The organism is Pseudomonas sp. ASL9, assembly GCF_056680335.1.
Genome location: NZ_CM155277.1, coordinates 2,724,883 through 2,741,391 on the forward strand (window position 1 = coordinate 2,724,883; position 16,509 = coordinate 2,741,391).

The 16,509-nt window shown below is 59.5% G+C and carries 17 protein-coding genes; 12 read left to right on the forward strand and 5 right to left on the reverse strand.

Annotated features, from left to right (window positions below; genetic code table 11):
• The first annotated feature begins 152 nt into the window (after positions 1 to 152).
• The 6 genes from AC1ME2_RS12570 (at position 153) to AC1ME2_RS12595 (ending at position 5,950) form a co-directional block, all read left to right on the forward strand.
• Complete coding sequence (locus AC1ME2_RS12570; protein WP_480441560.1) at positions 153 to 1,508, forward strand: M16 family metallopeptidase; 1,356 nt, start codon at positions 153 to 155, stop codon at positions 1,506 to 1,508.
• Positions 1,501 to 3,027 carry a M16 family metallopeptidase gene (locus AC1ME2_RS12575; protein ID WP_480441561.1) on the forward strand — a complete coding sequence of 509 codons (1,527 nt, stop codon included), beginning with the start codon at positions 1,501 to 1,503 and terminating at the stop codon, positions 3,025 to 3,027. Before AC1ME2_RS12570 ends, AC1ME2_RS12575 begins: the two co-directional genes overlap by 8 nt.
• On the forward strand, positions 3,027 to 3,626 hold the full coding sequence (rsmD, locus tag AC1ME2_RS12580) for a 16S rRNA (guanine(966)-N(2))-methyltransferase RsmD (protein WP_480441563.1): 600 nt from the start codon (positions 3,027 to 3,029) through the stop codon (positions 3,624 to 3,626). The genes AC1ME2_RS12575 and rsmD overlap by 1 nt, the downstream gene beginning before the upstream one ends.
• A 162-nt stretch (positions 3,627 to 3,788) precedes the next feature.
• A complete protein-coding gene (locus tag AC1ME2_RS12585; protein ID WP_480441564.1) occupies positions 3,789 to 4,823 on the forward strand; it encodes a hydrolase in 1,035 nt (344 codons plus the stop codon).
• A gap of 78 nt (positions 4,824 to 4,901) precedes the next feature.
• The gene (locus AC1ME2_RS12590) at positions 4,902 to 5,630 is read left to right on the forward strand and encodes an AzlC family ABC transporter permease (RefSeq protein ID WP_480441566.1); all 729 of its coding nucleotides are present in this window, start codon (positions 4,902 to 4,904) and stop codon (positions 5,628 to 5,630) included.
• Positions 5,627 to 5,950: an AzlD domain-containing protein gene (locus AC1ME2_RS12595; protein WP_480441567.1), complete on the forward strand. Its 324-nt coding sequence runs from the start codon at positions 5,627 to 5,629 to the stop codon at positions 5,948 to 5,950. The genes AC1ME2_RS12590 and AC1ME2_RS12595 overlap by 4 nt, the downstream gene beginning before the upstream one ends.
• Positions 5,951 to 5,965: 15 nt before the next feature.
• Here AC1ME2_RS12595 and AC1ME2_RS12600 read toward each other — a convergent pair whose 3' ends face one another.
• Together AC1ME2_RS12600 and AC1ME2_RS12605 are read right to left on the reverse strand one after the other, a co-directional pair.
• Positions 5,966 to 6,820, reverse strand: coding sequence for a sulfurtransferase (locus AC1ME2_RS12600; protein WP_480441569.1), 855 nt, complete (start codon positions 6,818 to 6,820; stop codon positions 5,966 to 5,968).
• Between the two features lie 50 nt (positions 6,821 to 6,870).
• A complete protein-coding gene (locus tag AC1ME2_RS12605; protein WP_480441570.1) occupies positions 6,871 to 7,542 on the reverse strand; it encodes a TetR/AcrR family transcriptional regulator in 672 nt (223 codons plus the stop codon).
• A gap of 192 nt (positions 7,543 to 7,734) precedes the next feature.
• Between AC1ME2_RS12605 and AC1ME2_RS12610 the strand changes: the two genes are divergently transcribed.
• The 6 genes from AC1ME2_RS12610 (at position 7,735) to ggt (ending at position 14,262) form a co-directional block, all read left to right on the forward strand.
• Positions 7,735 to 9,165 (forward strand): coniferyl aldehyde dehydrogenase, encoded by a 1,431-nt coding sequence (locus tag AC1ME2_RS12610; protein WP_480441571.1) that lies wholly within the window; start codon positions 7,735 to 7,737, stop codon positions 9,163 to 9,165.
• A gap of 64 nt (positions 9,166 to 9,229) precedes the next feature.
• The gene (locus AC1ME2_RS12615; protein WP_480441573.1) at positions 9,230 to 9,775 is read left to right on the forward strand and encodes a twin-arginine translocation pathway signal protein; all 546 of its coding nucleotides are present in this window, start codon (positions 9,230 to 9,232) and stop codon (positions 9,773 to 9,775) included.
• Positions 9,776 to 9,820: 45 nt separating this feature from the next.
• The gene (locus tag AC1ME2_RS12620; protein ID WP_480441574.1) at positions 9,821 to 11,416 is read left to right on the forward strand and encodes a GMC family oxidoreductase; all 1,596 of its coding nucleotides are present in this window, start codon (positions 9,821 to 9,823) and stop codon (positions 11,414 to 11,416) included.
• 262 nt (positions 11,417 to 11,678) lie between these two features.
• The gene (coaD, locus tag AC1ME2_RS12625; RefSeq protein WP_480441576.1) at positions 11,679 to 12,158 is read left to right on the forward strand and encodes a pantetheine-phosphate adenylyltransferase; all 480 of its coding nucleotides are present in this window, start codon (positions 11,679 to 11,681) and stop codon (positions 12,156 to 12,158) included.
• Positions 12,159 to 12,240: 82 nt separating this feature from the next.
• Positions 12,241 to 12,492, forward strand: a complete 252-nt coding sequence (locus AC1ME2_RS12630) for a YfhL family 4Fe-4S dicluster ferredoxin (protein WP_480441577.1) — start codon at positions 12,241 to 12,243, stop codon at positions 12,490 to 12,492.
• 63 nt (positions 12,493 to 12,555) lie between these two features.
• Complete coding sequence (gene ggt / locus AC1ME2_RS12635; protein ID WP_480441579.1) at positions 12,556 to 14,262, forward strand: gamma-glutamyltransferase; 1,707 nt, start codon at positions 12,556 to 12,558, stop codon at positions 14,260 to 14,262.
• Between the two features lie 18 nt (positions 14,263 to 14,280).
• Here the strand turns inward: ggt and AC1ME2_RS12640 are convergent, their stop codons facing one another.
• From AC1ME2_RS12640 to AC1ME2_RS12650, 3 genes are all read right to left on the reverse strand, one after another.
• Positions 14,281 to 14,619, reverse strand: coding sequence for a multidrug transporter (locus AC1ME2_RS12640; RefSeq protein ID WP_480441581.1), 339 nt, complete (start codon positions 14,617 to 14,619; stop codon positions 14,281 to 14,283).
• A 126-nt stretch (positions 14,620 to 14,745) separates the two neighbouring features.
• Complete coding sequence (mutM, locus tag AC1ME2_RS12645) at positions 14,746 to 15,558, reverse strand: bifunctional DNA-formamidopyrimidine glycosylase/DNA-(apurinic or apyrimidinic site) lyase (protein ID WP_480441582.1); 813 nt, start codon at positions 15,556 to 15,558, stop codon at positions 14,746 to 14,748.
• Positions 15,559 to 15,587: 29 nt separating this feature from the next.
• Positions 15,588 to 16,454 carry an HDOD domain-containing protein gene (locus tag AC1ME2_RS12650; protein WP_480441583.1) on the reverse strand — a complete coding sequence of 289 codons (867 nt, stop codon included), beginning with the start codon at positions 16,452 to 16,454 and terminating at the stop codon, positions 15,588 to 15,590.
• Positions 16,455 to 16,509: the final 55 nt, after the last annotated feature.

Consider the following 16,509-nt stretch of genomic DNA (forward strand, 5'->3'; position numbering starts at 1 on the left):
GTCATTTCAATCCGTTTCGACCACGTCAGAGCAGAACCGATAGTTCACGTTACAGTTCTAACCGTGGCCGCCGGTCAAACGGCCCCGTATCCTAACACCCCCGCGCCCGCCGACGCTAAGTTCAAGCAGGCCGCCTTACAGGTTCAAAACGAATGAATGCTCTAGCCCGCCGTGCCGTAGGCCTGCTACTCAGCACCGTATGTCTGCCACTGTCAGCATTGGCTGCAGACCCGCAGCCTACTCATGAGTTCACCCTGGACAATGGCCTGAAAGTCATTGTCCGCGAAGACCATCGCGCCCCCGTGGTGGTTTCGCAGGTTTGGTACAAAGTCGGCTCCAGCTATGAAACCCCTGGCCAGACCGGGTTGTCCCACGCCCTGGAACACATGATGTTCAAAGGCAGCAAAAACGTAGGCACGGGCCAGGCCTCGCTGATCCTGCGTGATCTGGGCGCTGAAGAAAACGCGTTCACCAGTGACGACTACACCGCGTATTACCAGGTCTTGGCCCGTGATCGCCTGGGCGTAGCGTTCGAGCTGGAAGCCGACCGGATGGCCAGCCTGCTCCTGCCCGCTGACGAGTTCAGCCGCGAAATTGAAGTGATCAAGGAAGAGCGCCGCCTGCGCACCGACGACAAGCCCAGCGCCAAGGCCTATGAACGCTTCAAGGCCATGGCTTACCCCGCCAGCGGCTACCACACGCCGACCATTGGCTGGATGGCCGACCTGGACCGGATGAACATTGAAGAGCTGCGCCATTGGTACAACGCCTGGTATGTGCCGAACAACGCCACATTGGTGGTGGTCGGCGATGTGCAGCCCGATGAAGTGAAAGCCCTCGCGCAACGCTATTTCGGTCCGATCCCTCGGCGCGAAGTGCCGCCGTCGAAGACCCCGCTGGAGTTGGCCGAACCCGGTGAACGAAAAATCATCCTGCATGTGCAGACTCAATTGCCCAGCCTGATGTATGGCTTTAACGTGCCAAGCCTGGCCACCGCCAAAGACCCAAGCTCGATCAATGCCCTGCGCCTGATTTCCGCCCTGCTCGATGGCGGCTACAGCGCACGCATTCCGACCCGCCTGGAGCAAGGTGAAGAACTGGTGTCTGGCGCCTCGTCGAGTTACGACGCCTTCAGTCGTGGCGATAGCCTGTTCATGATCAGCGCAACCCCCAACACGCAGAAGAAAAAAACCCTCGCGGATGTTGAAGCCGGTATTTGGCGCCTGTTGAATGAGCTGAAAACCACGCCACCCTCCAATGAAGAGCTGGAACGGGTTCGAGCGCAGGTGATTGCGAGCCTGGTCTACGAGCGTGATTCGATTACCAGCCAGGCCAACACGATCGGCCAACTGGAAACCGTCGGCCTGTCGTGGAAGCTGATCGACGAAGAACTCAATGCGCTGCAAAGCGTGACACCGGCAGATATCCAGAAAGCCGCACGCACCTATTTCATCCGCGAACGTCTCAGCATTGCGTACGTTTTGCCCGAGGAGACTGCACATGAGTGAGCCAAAGGGTCCACGTTACGCCCTGCTCGGCTTGGGAGCCCTGGTCCTGGTGATCGTGCTCGGCGTCTTTATCGCTCGCCCGGCCGAGCCTGATAGCAGCGCCACGGACACCACCACGCTGACGAATACCCCCCCAGCGCAGCCTGAGTCAGGCAAACCCACCAACAACCTGCAATCCCTGAAAGAGCTCGACGGCAAGCCGCCAGCAAGGCGTACATTGAATATCAAGACCTGGAAAACCGCCGAAGGCGCCAAGGTGATGTTCGTCGAATCGCGTGAATTACCGATGTTCGACATGCGCCTGACCTACGCTGCGGGTAGCAGCCAGGATCAAGGTACACCCGGCATCGCTGTGCTGACCAACGCCATGCTCAATGAAGGTGTGGCGGGCAAAAATGTGAGCGCCATCGCTGAAGGTTTCGAAGGCTTGGGCGCCGAGTTTGGCAATGGTGCTTATCGCGACATGGCCGTGACGTCCCTGCGCAGCCTCAGTGCAGTGGATAAACGCGAACCCGCGCTGAAGTTGTTTTCCGACGTGGTAGGGAAACCGACATTCCCCGCCGACTCGCTGATGCGGATCAAAAACCAGTTGCTGGCTGGCTTCGAATACCAGAAACAAAACCCCGGCAAACTGGCCGGCAATGAGCTGTTCAAGCGCCTCTATGGCGACCACCCTTACGCACACCCTAGCGAAGGGACAGCCAAAAGCATTGCACCGATTACCATCGCCCAGCTCAAGGCGTTCCATGCCAAGGCGTATGCCGCAGGCAATGCGGTGATCGCATTGGTGGGCGACCTGTCCCAATCAGAAGCAGAGGCGATTGCCGCTCAGGTTTCCGCTGCCCTGCCGAAAGGCCCGGCGCTGCCGAAAATCGAACAGCCGGCTGAACCAAAACCCGGTAAAACCCACATCGAGTTCGCGTCCAAGCAGACGCACTTGATGCTCGCTGAACTGGGGATCGACCGCAATGATCCGGACTACGTCGCGCTGACACTGGGCAACTCGGTACTCGGCGGTGGTGGCTTCGGCAGTCGCTTGATGACGGAAGTGCGGGAAAAACGCGGCCTGACCTACGGTGTCTCTTCGGGCTTCACCCCGATGCAGGTGCAAGGTCCGTTCATGATTGCCCTGCAGACCCGCGCGGAACTCAGCGAAAACACCCTGAAACTGGTTGAGGACATCACGCGTGACTTCCTCATCACAGGCCCCACCCAGAAAGAACTGGACGACGTCAAGCGTGAGTTGTCCGGCAGCTTCCCGCTGTCCACGGCCAGCAACGCGAGTATCGTTGGCGAGTTGGGCGCTATTGGCTTCTATGACCTGCCACTGACGTACCTCGAAGACTTCATGCAACAGGCGCAAAATGTGACCGTCGAGCAAGTCAAAGCCGCCATGAACAAACACCTGAACGTGGACAAGATGGTGATCGTCACTGCTGGCCCTACGGTGCCGCAAAACCCGTTGCCGCCACCCACTGACAAACCCACTGAACAACCTCTCGGGGTCCCGGAGCACTAATGGCTAATCCAAGACCAAAGGGCCACAACGGCCTGGGTCAACTACGCATCATCGGTGGAGAATGGGGTAGCCGTCGCCTGACCTTTCCCGACGCACCAGGCCTGCGCCCAACACCGGACCGCGTGCGCGAAACGCTGTTTAACTGGCTGGCGACGCACATCGAAGGCGCACGCGTGCTCGATGTGTTCACTGGCAGCGGCGCGCTTTATCTGGAAGCCCTGTCACGCGGCGCGAGCATGGCCCTGGCCCTGGACAACAACGCCGAGGCCCTCGCCAGCCTGCGGCGGAATCTGGACATGCTCGGGTGTGCAGTCGGCCAGGTCTCACACACCGACAGCCTGCGTTATCTGGAAACCCAGACGCCGGTTCAGTTTGACCTGGTCTTTCTCGACCCACCCTTCCACCAAAGCCTGCTGCCGGCAGCCTGCGCCCTGCTCGAAGAGCGCCAGTGGCTGGCCGACAGCGCGTGGATCTACACTGAAAGCGAAACCCCGCCGTCATCTATCGGCTTGCCAGGCAACTGGCGCCTGCACCGGGAGAAAAAAGCCGGGCAGGTGTATTACGCGCTGTGGCAGCGGAGTGCCGAGATAGAGGGCTGATAGAAGCATCAACCCTTCGCGAATAAATTCGCTCCCACGGGGTTCGCGCAGTCCCCGTGGAGCTTCAACCCCTACCGCTGAAGAAAAACCCCGGCACGTCGCTCCCCAGTTGTGGCAACGTAACGCTTATGCAGTAAACATGAATTGCAGACGAGTTCGAACGTGCCTAGCCAACCTGTTACGCCCACGCTTCCAGAGCCGTTTATTCCCGCTTTAGGATTGGGTAACCCGCACCTGCAAACGTTGTGGGGCCCCCTGTGGCGCAAGAAAGCCCGGCTTGAGCGACAGCGTGAACGGATTTGGTTGGACGATGGCGACTTTCTTGATCTGGACTGGCACGGCCCACATGAGGCCGACACGCCCTTGGTCCTGGTATTGCACGGTCTGACCGGTTCGTCGAACTCGCCTTACGTGGTGGGTTTGCAACAGGCGTTGGCGAAGCAGGGTTGGGCCAGCGTGGCATTGAACTGGCGTGGTTGCTCGGGCGAACCCAATCTTTTGCCGCGCAGCTACCACTCCGGCGCGAGTGAAGACCTCGCCAGTGTGGTGGCCCATCTGCGTACCCAGCGACCTTTGGCGCCGCTGTATGCGGTGGGCTATTCGCTGGGTGGCAATGTGTTGCTCAAGCATCTGGGCGAAGTGGGCAGCAGCAGTTCGCTGCTGGGGGCCGTCGCGGTGTCGGTGCCGTTCCGGCTGGATCAGTGCGCTGATCGCATTGGCCAAGGCTTTTCCAAGGTGTATCAGGCGCATTTCATGCGCGAAATGCTGGCGTATATCAAAGATAAACAACAGCGTTTCCAGCATGAAGGCCTCAGCGAAGGCCTGGCGGAACTGGCGGCACTCGGTTCGCTGGAGAACATGCGCACATTCTGGGATTTCGATGGCCGGGTCACGGCCCCCTTGAATGGCTTTGCCGACGCCAAGGACTATTACCGTCGCGCCTCCAGCCGGTATTTTCTGGGCGAAATTCGTACGCCGACACTGATCATCCACGCCGCCGACGATCCGTTCGTATTCCCTCACAGCCTGCCCGAAGCGGACGAACTGTCGTCCAGTACCCACTTCGAGCTGCAAGCCCATGGCGGTCACGTCGGATTCGTTGAGGGGTCGCTGAAAAACCCGAGTTATTACCTCGAACGGCGCATCCCCCATTGGCTGAATACTGCCCATCGCTTGACCTTCGCCCTGAGTGGGTGACGACTTCAGCGTCGTTGCACAATCCTTCAAGACAGTCTCTCCCTGACTATTTAAGATGCGGGCACAAAGGAGAGACTCATGTCCCGCTATCAGCTTTATACCCGTGGCATACGCGACAGCGTGCCTATGTTGGTCGGCATCGCGCCGTTCGGCATTATTTTCGGCACCTTGGCGGGCGCGGGCGGTTTATCGTTATGGCAAGCGCTCGGGATGTCGATGTTCGTGTACGCCGGTTCCGCGCAATTTATCGTCGTCAGCCTAATGGGCACCGGTGCCAGCGCGGTGGTGATTCTGCTGACCACTTTTATCGTCAATCTGCGTCACGTGCTGTACAGCGCCACGCTGCAACCCCAGGTGAACGAGTTGCCGCAACGCTGGCGGGTGTTGCTGGCGTTCTGGCTGACCGATGAGACATTCGCCGTGGTTCAGCGCTTTTATATCGTGCACGGACGTACGCCGCTGGCGCATTGGTATTGGCTCGGTGTCGCCAGCGCGTTGTATGCCTGCTGGGTGAGCAGCTCGGTGGTGGGTGTGCTGTTTGGTCAGGCGGTGCCGGATCTGGCTGGCTGGGGGTTGGAGTTCGCCATGCTCGCGACCTTTATTGGCATCGTCGTGCCTTTATTGCGCAATCAACCGCAAATAGCGGCGGCACTGGCGGCTGGCGCGGTCGCGTTGCTGACGTTTACCTGGCCCTACAAACTCGGTCTGATGGCGGCGGCCTTCAGCGGGATCGCCGTGGGTGTCTTGCTTGAGCGCCTACGCTCGGGTGCCCGCAACGAAGCGTCGAGCAACGAGGTGCACTCATGAATTACTGGTGGCTGATTCTCGGCATGGCCGTTATTACGTTTCTGATGCGCTACAGCCTGTTCGCCTGGCCGCATTTGCGCTTTCCGTCCGTGGTGCGCCAAGGGCTGCACTATGTGCCGACGGCGGTGCTGACCGCGATTGTGGTACCCGGCATGCTGCTGCCCGATGGCGAACATTGGCAATTGAGTCCAACTAACGCCTACTTGCTGGCGGGCCTCGCAGCCATCGCCATCGCCGCCTTCAGTCGCAACTTGCTGGCGACCATCGGCGGCGGCTTGCTGGTGTTCTTTCTGCTGCGCTGGGCGCTGGGGCAGATTTAGCGCTGAGGCTCAACGTCAGGGGCCTGTGGCAATAGCGCGCTTCGGATCGGTAATCCATTCGCTCCACGATCCGGCGTACAGCGAACCCAGTGGATACCCCGCCAGACACAGCGCAAACAGGTTATGGCAGGCTGTGACGCCTGAGCCGCAATAGGCCACCACATCATTCGGCGAACGATCACCCAACGTTGTCGCAAAGCGTTGCTTGAGCTGATCCGCGGGCAGAAAGCGTCCATCGGCACCCAGGTTTTCGTTGAACGCAGCACATTGCGCACCCGGGATATGCCCGGCGACCGGATCGATCGGCTCCACCTCGCCACGGAAGCGCGGTGCGGCGCGGGCATCGAGCAGCGTCATTTCCGGCTGACCAAGACGCGCTTGCAGCGCTTGGGCGCTGAGCAGCATCGAATCATCCGGCTCACCGGTGAGCGTCCCTTTCTTGTTTTCCGGCGCATCCAGGCTCAACGGCAAACCCGCCGCGTGCCAAGCCTTGAGACCGCCATCGAGCAGATATACGCCCTCGCGCTTGCCCAGCCACGCCAGCAACCACCAGCCACGGGCCGCAAACGCGCCGGGGCCGTCGTCGTACAGCACAACATTGCTGTCCTGACTGATACCCCACTCCTGCAATCGCTGGATCAGCACGTCCGGTTTTGGCAAAGGATGGCGCCCTGTCACGCCCTTAATCACCTTGCCGCTGAAATCACGCTCCAGATCAGCGAACCTGGCCCCGGCGATATGCCCTTCGGCATAACTGCGCTGGCCATAGTCGGGGTCTTCCAGAGTGAAGCGACAATCGAGAATCACCCACCCCGATTGCTGTTGACGAGCAGCCAGTTGTTCCGGACTGATCAGTTGCGCGATGGACATGGCAGGCTCCTGTGAGAAAAATTCGGATCGTTCTTATGACAAAGCAGACGTCAGGGCGTTTCCTCCAACGCTCGACCCAGTGGCACATAAAATTCGTCGCACAGTACATTCACTGCGTCACGGGCTTCTGGCGTGACGTAGCCCAACTCCAGCATCAGCACCTGATACACACCTCGGCGCATGGCGTCTTCACTGAGTCGCGTGGCGTCTTCGCGCGTGGTGCACAAGAACCGCACCCATGACGTAAGGATAATCCAGACATTGAGGGTCAATGACTCGATCTGCACCTTGTCCATACACAAGATACCCGCCTCGACGAAGCCGCTGTAGATGGCCATGCCCTGAATCAGGCAGTGCAGGGAAAACCGTCGATAGCGCGCGGCCAATTCTGGATCGGCGTCGAGCAGATGCTCCAGATCGCGATGCAGAAAACGGTAGCGCCACATGCCGTCGAGCAGCTCCATCAAATAGAAACGCTTGTCCTCAACGCCCGGCAGACGCCCCTTGGGCGGACGCAAAAAGCTGTCTACCAAGGTTTCGTACTCGGTGAACAGTTCGGCGATGATCGCCTGCTTATTGGGGAAGTGGTAGTACAGATTGCCCGGCGAAATGTCCATGTGCGCAGCAATGTGGTTGGTGCTGACACTGCGTTCGCCCTGCTCGTTGAACAGCTCCAGGCTGTTATGCACGATGCGCTCGCGGGTTTTGATGCGTGGGGCCATGTTCAACTCGACGGCTTAAACGTGTGGAGAATGTGCAGCATCTTAGCGCAGGCGGTGTCGGGTATATCCCACAGAATTGCGAGGAATCTGTGGGAGCGAATTCATTCGCGAAGAGATCAGCACGGTTCTGGATTTGACTTTATAGAGCAATAACTCTAAAAATATAGCATAACGCCAATAAGAGCCACGACCATGCCTGCCGAAATCGCCTATCAGCAAGAGTCCGAGCACGCCTTCAATGAGCTTGAGCAACTGTTCAACCGCCAGCGCAAGGCTTTCGCGGCCAATCCGATGCCGCCCGCCGGGCAGCGCCTGCAATGGCTCAAGGCCTTGCGCACGCTACTGAGCGATGAGCGGCAAGCATTGATCGACGCCATCAACAGTGATTTCAGCCACCGCAGCGCCGATGAAACCTTGCTGGCAGAGTTAATGCCTAGCCTGTTAGGCATCCAGTACGCCAGCAAGCACCTGAAAAAATGGATGAAGCCTTCGCGGCGACACGTCGGCGTGGCGTTTCAACCGGCGTCGGCCAAAGTGATCTATCAACCGCTGGGTGTGGTCGGGGTGATCGTGCCGTGGAATTACCCGTTATTCCTCGCCATCGGCCCACTGGTCGGCGCGCTGTGTGCGGGTAATCGGGTGATGCTCAAGCTCAGCGAGTCGACGCCAACCACCGGCCAGTTGCTCAAGCGCCTGTTGGCCCAAGTGTTCCCGGAAGATCTGGTCGCGGTGGTGCTGGGCGAGGCCGACGTCGGCATGGCCTTCTCGACATTGCCTTTTGATCATTTATTGTTCACCGGCTCTAGCAGCATCGGTAAGCACGTGATGCGTGCCGCTGCCGAAAACCTGACCCCGGTTACCCTGGAGTTGGGTGGGAAATCTCCGGCCATCGTGTCCAACGATGTGCCGCTCAAGGATGCCGCCGAACGCATCGCTTTTGGCAAAACCCTGAATGCCGGACAAACCTGCGTCGCACCCGACTATGTGCTGGTGCCTGAAGATCGGGTCGACGGGTTTGTCGACGCCTATCGAAACGCGGTGCAGAAGTTTTATCCGACGCTGGCCGACAACCCGGACTACACCGCGATCATCAACGACCGACAGTTGGCCCGGCTCAACCGTTACCTCGACGACGCCAGCAGTAAAGGCGCGCGGGTGATTCCGCTGTTCGGCCAAGGCCAGGGACGACGGATGCCGTTCAGTCTGCTGCTCAACGTCAGCGATGACATGACCGTGATGCAGGACGAAATTTTCGGCCCGTTGCTGCCCATTGTTCCGTACAGCCGTATTGATCAGGCGTTTGCCTACATCAATCAGCGCCCGCGCCCGTTGGCGTTGTACTACTTTGGCTACAACAAGGCCGAGCAGCAGCGCGTACTGGAACAGACTCACTCCGGCGGCGTGTGCCTGAACGACACGCTGATGCATGTCGCCCAGGATGACATGCCCTTCGGCGGCGTCGGCCCGTCCGGTATGGGCCACTACCATGGCCATGAAGGCTTCCTGACCTTCAGCAAAGCCAAGGGCGTCTTCATCAAACAGCGTTTCAATGCGGCCCGGTTGATTTACCCGCCGTATGGCAAAGCGATCCAGAGGCTGGTGTACAAGCTGTTCATTCGCTAGCCCTGACAGCCTCCATAAAACAGGTCCATAAAAGCTGGTCTATAAAAACAGGTCCATAAGAACAATGAACAACAGCCTGTCTGAAAACCCTCGCCTGTCACGTCGGGGCTTACTGAAAGTCGGCCTGTGTGCTGGCGCCTTTCTGTCCACTGTCGGGCTCACGGCGAGCCTGACCGGTTGTTCGGCCAGCACGTCTGCCAGCGGTTTCGCCGTATTGCGCAGCTGTGATCTGCCCTTCTTGCGCGCGCTGATTCCGGTGATGCTCAAGGGCGGCATGGGTGATGTTGCGCTACCGAATGCCATTGCCGGCACCCTGCAAAGCATTGACGCCAGCCTTGATCGACTGTCACCGGAAATGCTCAAACTGACGCAGCAATTATTCGATGTGCTGGCACTGCCGGTCACCCGAGGTCCGTTGACCGGCGTCTGGGGCGGCTGGGAAAACGCCAGCCCACTACAGATGACAGCCTTTCTCGATCGCTGGGAAAACAGCGCGTTGAGCCTGTTGCGCATGGGCCATAGCGCCCTGCTGCAACTGGTGACGATGGCGTGGTACAGCCGCCCGGAATCTTGGGCACATTGCGGTTATCCCGGCCCGCCGACTGTTTGAATCGCACACGCCCCCAGCAAATAAAAATAAATAGATCGAGGTCCTATGCCCGTTCCTGATGTGTTTCGAGAAGGCCTTGCCCGTGGCTGGAAAACCTACAACGGCGCGCAATTGACCCAAGACCTGACGCTGGAGGCGGATGTCGCGATCATTGGCAGCGGTGCCGGTGGCGGTACCACGGCGGAAATTCTCAGTGCGGCCGGCTACAAGGTATTGCTGATCGAAGAAGGCCCGCTGAAAACCAGCAGCGACTTCAAAATGCTCGAAGATCAGGCTTATTCCAGCCTTTATCAGGAAGGCATAGGCCGCATGAGCAAGGACGGCGCGATTACCATCCTGCAAGGCCGCGCGGTCGGCGGCACCACATTGATCAACTGGACGTCGAGCTTTCGCACCCCCGAACCGACCCTGGAACACTGGGCCAAAGAACACGCGGTCAAAGGCCACAGTGCAGCCGAAATGGCACCGTGGTTCGCCAAAATGGAGCAACGTCTGGGCGTTGCCCCGTGGGCCATGCCACCCAACGCCAACAACGACGTGATCCGCCGCGGTTGCGAACACTTGGGTTACAGCTGGAAAGTCATCCCGCGCAATGTGCGCGGCTGCTGGAACCTGGGGTATTGCGGCATGGGCTGCCCGACCAATGCAAAACAATCGATGCTGGTCACGACCATCCCCGCGACCTTGGATAAGGGCGGTGAATTACTGTATCTGGCCCGCGCCGAACGCTTGATGATCAAGGGCGATAAGGTCGTCGGCCTGCAATGCCTGGGTATGGATGAGCGCTGCGTGGCGCCCAACGGCCGCCGTATCACGGTCAACGCCCGGCATTACATAGTGGCCGGTGGCGGCATCAATAGCCCCGCCTTGCTGATGCGTTCCGAAGCCCCCGATCCTCACAAACGCGTGGGCAAGCGCACGTTCCTGCACCTGACGAGCTTTTCTGCCGCGCGGTTCGATCGAGTGATCAATCCGTTTTATGGCGCGCCGCAGTCAATCTATTCCGACCATTTCCAATGGACCGACGGCACCACCGGGCAGATGTCTTACAAACTCGAAGTGCCACCGCTACAACCGGCGCTGGCCAGCACCCTGCTCGGCGGCTTCGGCCAGGAAAACGCGGAACGCATGGCGCAGCTGCCTAACACCCACATGATGTTGGCCCTGATGCGCGACGGTTTCCACCCGGACAGCCCTGGCGGTAGCGTACAACTGCGCGGCGACGGCACGCCGGTGCTTGACTATCAGGTGTCGTCTTACGCCTGGGACGGCATTCGCCGGGCCTATCACAGCATGGCCGAGATCCAGTTTGCTGGCGGGGCCAAGGCGGTGATGCCGGTACATGAAGACACTGGTTACGTGAAAACCCTGGCCGAGGCGCGATCGGTCATCGACGGTTTGAGCCTGGAAACGTACCGCACTCGACTGGGGAGCGCTCACGTGATGGGTGGTTGTGCCATGGGCGAAGAGCAGAAAACAGCGGTGTGCGACAGCCTCGGCCGGCATCATCAGCTGAGTAATCTGTCGATCCATGACGGCTCTTTATTTCCCACCAGCATCGGTGCCAACCCGCAGCTGTCGGTCTACGGCCTGACCGCGCAACTGGCGACTTTACTGGGCGAAAGGCTGAAATCAGCTTAAAATTTGCGTCATGCACGGACCACCGTAGGAGCTGCCAAAGGCTGCGATAGGTCGGGGTCGCGGGCGACCGGCACTACCTCAGAAAGACCAAGAAAACGGCCGCTTCGCGCCCGATCGCAGCCTTCGGCAGCTCCTACAACAACCGACGCAACCGGCCCTTCGCATAAATAATAGTGCCCCCACCATCCATAAGGCGACTTGGCCCGCCGGGATTGCTGCGATACCATCCGAGTCCCCAACGGACTCCGACAAGGACGACGCGATGAACCGAGTGTTGTACCCAGGCACCTTCGACCCTATCACCAAGGGCCATGGCGACCTGGTCGAACGTGCCTCGCGCCTGTTCGACCAAGTGGTCATCGCTGTCGCCGCCAGCCCGAAGAAAAACCCGCTGTTTTCCCTGGAACAGCGCGTCGAGATGGCCCGCGAGGTCACCAAACATCTGCCCAATGTTGAAGTGGTAGGTTTTTCCAGCTTACTGGCACACTTCGCCAAAGAGCAGAACGCCAATGTGTTCCTGCGTGGGCTGCGGGCGGTATCGGACTTCGAATACGAGTTCCAGCTGGCCAACATGAACCGCCAATTGGCGCCGGACGTGGAGAGCCTGTTCCTTACACCCTCCGAGCGTTATTCGTACATTTCCTCGACACTGGTCCGTGAAATTGCAGCGCTGGGCGGTGATATCACCAAGTTTGTACACCCTTCAGTGGCTGCGGCATTGAACGAACGGTTCAAACGCTAAGGTGCATCCCGAACACTAATGCGGCACAATTCACCGCATTAGTTTTCATATGCCCCGGCGCTGACCGCGGCAGGAGTGTTCCATGTCCCTAATCATCACCGACGATTGCATCAATTGCGACGTCTGCGAACCCGAGTGCCCGAACGAGGCGATTTCTCAAGGTGAGGAGATCTACGTGATCAATCCAAACCTGTGCACCGAATGCGTTGGCCATTACGACGAACCGCAGTGCCAGCAAGTCTGCCCCGTGGATTGCATCCCGCTGGATGAAACCCACGTCGAGAGCAAAGATGAGCTGATGGCCAAATACCTGGTTCTGACCAGCAAAACCTAACCCCTCGACACTCCTGCACTCGCCAGCCGGGCTGCACTGCCTGTCGATAAAAGCGAGTTCTGGATGCCCCGCAAGCTGAATCGCCTCTCGTCCCTGCTCGGCGCCCTGCTTCTGCTGTGCGCCCTCGTCGCTCAGGCCAAGGCGCCGCAATACGCCGCCATCGCCAGTCCCCATCCGCAGGCAACCGCCGCGGGTCGAGAAATATTGTTCGTGGGTGGCAACGCGTTCGACGCTGCCGTGGCGGTCAGTGCCGCGTTGGCCGTTGTTGAGCCTTACGCTTCCGGGCTGGGCGGTGGTGGATTCTTCCTGCTACGGCAAAACGGTGAACCGACTCGCTATCAGTTCCTTGATGCCCGCGAACGTGCGCCGCTCAACGCCAGCCAGAACATGTATCGCCGCGATGGCAAAGTGCAACCCGCACTGTCGCTCAACGGGCCATTGGCTGCCGCCATTCCAGGCTTACCCGCAGCGTTGGTCGAGTTGGCCGAGCACTACGGCAAACTGCCGCTGAAGACCTCGCTGGCGCCGGCCATCCGCTTGGCGTATCAGGGTTTTGCGGTCGACCCGGTGTATCAGGAGCGCGCTGGCTGGCGCTTGTCCGCCTTGCGCGACAACCCGGAGAGCGCCCGGCTGTTCCTGCGCCACGGGGAAGTCCCGGCGCTGGGCGAGATCATCAAGCAACCGGAACTGGGGTTGACCCTTGATCGCCTCGCCGACAAGGGACGCGCCGGTTTCTACGAAGGCCTGATCGGCCAAACGCTGGTCAACGGGGTCAGGTCCGCTGGGGGAATCTGGGTAGCCGACGATCTGGAGCGCTATCGAATCATCGCCCGCGAGCCGCTACGCTTTCAATTAGCGGATAACCGCGAGCTGATCAGCGCCCCGCCACCGTCCGCAGGTGGCGTCGCACTGGCCCAAAGCCTGACGATGCTGCAGCAGTTGCCGTGGCGTGAGGCCGACAAGGTGCAGCGTGCCCACTACGTGGTGGAAGTGCTACGCAGGGCTTACCGCGACCGGGGTTTGCTGGGCGACCCGGATTTTGTCCACAACCCGTTGGCCCATGTGCTGGATAGCGACTATTTGAAACACCTGGCCAGCAGCATCGACCCGCGCAAGGCAACGCCCAGCGCCAGCCTGCCGCCTGCGCCCAAGTGGCGAGAGGGCGATCACACCACTCATTTCGCCATTCTCGACAGCGATGGCAATGCGGTCGCTGCGACGCTTTCGGTGAATCTGCCGTTTGGTTCAGCGTTTAGCGTGCCCGGCACCGGTGTGATACTTAATAACGAAATGGACGACTTTGCCGCAGACCCTCAGGGCAGCAATGCCTATGGCCTGGCTGGCAGCCAGGCAAATTCAATCGCGGCGGGCAAACGGCCGCTGTCGAGCATGAGCCCAAGTTTTATTGAAAGTCCGACGGAGTTCAGCGCATTCGGCACGCCGGGCGGCAGCCGTATTCCGAGCATGGTGCTGTTGTCGATGCTGCAATACCTGGACGGCCAGCCCGTGGCGACGTGGCCCGCCGTGCCGCGCTATCACCATCAGTACCTACCGGACGTTATCGAGTACGAGCCCGACGCCTTCACCCCGGAGCAACTGACTGAGCTGCAAACCCGCGGCTACAGCCTCAAGGACACCCAGCGCGCCTATGGTAATCAGCAGGTACTGCTCTGGAACAAGGACACTGCCAAGGTCGAAGCCGCCAGTGATCCTCGCGGGCTGGGGGTTCCAGCGGTCTTTGATCCGAAGGTCAGGCAAGCAGCGCCTTAGCGCTCATCGCCACACCGCTTATTCGCGTTTGTTGTAGCCATTACCCGTGCAACCCAGGCAGCGCACGAACGCTGCTTTGCCAGGGTCCACCACCAGCGCCTTGCCCGCGTCGCCAATGCCACCGCCAGCTGCGGCAAACGGTAGCGCCACCACGAACACCACGGCACCCACCGCTGTTGCCGCAATCAGCAAAGGGCGGGCAATCAACAGGTCGGCGATCATGGCGTAGGCCGGGGGCGCTTCGAGGGAGTAAGTTGGATCTCCGCTCCCGTGTGACTCTGCTTCAGCCTGTGCAGGCAGCACCTGCAAGCCGAACAGCATGGCCAACGCAACAGCAAGGGTACGGAACGGACTCATGGCGTGATCCTTCAAGCTCAAAGGTAGTAATGCTCGTCACTATAAACAGCAACGCCGGTTTCGCAAGGTTTGCAGCTATTAGATACAACTTCATGCACGCACAGACTTGCCGCGCCTACGTGACCTCTACGTCTGGCAACGCGGGCAGTACACGCTGGTACGTTGACCGAGCTTTATTTCGCGCAACTCAGTGCCGCAGACCTTGCACGGCTGATGGCCGCGACCGTAGACGAACAACTCCTGCTGAAAGTAGCCCGGTTGGCCATCGCCGCCAATAAAGTCCTTGAGCGTCGTGCCGCCGCGCTCGATGGCGTGGATCAGAATCCGCTTGATCTCGATCGCCAACTTCACATAGCGCGCCCGGGAGATGCCTTTGGCCTCGCGACGCGGGTCGATACCGGCGGCAAACAAGGCTTCAGTCGCATAAATATTGCCGACCCCGACCACCACCGCGTTGTCCATGATGAAGGGTTTTACCGCCATGGAGCGCCCGCGAGAGCGTTCGAACAAACGCTCGCCATCGAACAAATCGGTCAACGGCTCCGGCCCGAGACGAACCAGCAATTCGTGATTGAGCGGGTCGAGGCTCCAGAGCATCGCGCCAAAACGGCGTGGATCGGTGTAGCGCAGGGCCATGCCCGACTCCAGTTCGATATCCACGTGTTCATGCTTGGCCACAGGCAATCCGGCTTCGACCAGACGTAAATTACCCGACATGCCCAAATGGCTAATCAACGTCCCGACTTCGGCATTGATCAACAGGTACTTGGCGCGACGCTCCACCGATACGATCCGCTGCCCGGACAGGCGCACATCGAGGTCTTCGGGGATTGGCCAGCGCAAACGCCGGTCACGAACGATCACTCGACTGACGCGTTGACCTTCCAGATGCGGCGCGATGCCTCGGCGAGTGGTTTCGACTTCAGGTAATTCAGGCATGGACGACCCAGGCAAAGGAGCGGAGCGAGCTAGCGGGCGCCCAACTCGTGAATGGATTCTTTGAGGTTCTCGAAATCGTAATCGGACAGCCCGACGTAATCCAGAATCAGGTGGCCGATGCTGTCCCACTCATGGTCTTCACCCTGATTGCCCAGCACCCGATAGGACCCACACACATGTTCTGCCATTTTCAGGATCGCCAGCAGGTTTTTCAGTTGGCTGTGGTGACCTGACTCGTTCTGGAAAATCGCCAGGGCATTGTGATGGTTGGCAATGGCGTTGCTGACATACTCCGGCAAACGCCAGGACTTGGCAGTGAAATAGCCGACCACGGCATGATTGGTATTGAAGGCATGGTTCTCTGTGTCAACCACACGGCAGGTTGGGCTGGCCTTGGCGTAACCGTCTTCGAGCACACTCATGTAGTTGGGGAACCGCTTGAGCATCAGCGGAACGCCGCAATCATGGAACAACCCCAGCGCATACGCCTCGTCCACCGCCTGCGAGCCAGTGCGCTTGGCCAGCGTCAGGCAGGTCATCGCCACATCCTGCGCCGTGTCCCAGAAACGGTTGAGGGTAACAATGGTTTCGTCGGTCATTTCGCCCTTGATCGACTGCGCGTTGATCAGGTTGATGATCGAACGACTGCCCAACAGGTGCACCGCGCGCTGAATCGAGGCAATTTTATTGGTCAGCCCGTAATACGGCGAGTTGACGATTTTCAACAATGCGCCGGACAAGCCTGGATCCTGCGCAATCAACCGGGCGATTACCTCCAGATCTGGATCAGGCATGTATTGCTCCATCTGCAAATCCACCATGATTTGCGGCTGAGGCGGTACGCTGATGCCTTGCAGGGCCTGCTGAAACTGCTCGGAGGTTAACTCTTGTGGCATAAGGACATACTCTGGACTAGGCGGCGATTCTAACCTCTGCGCAGGTGCATCCGAC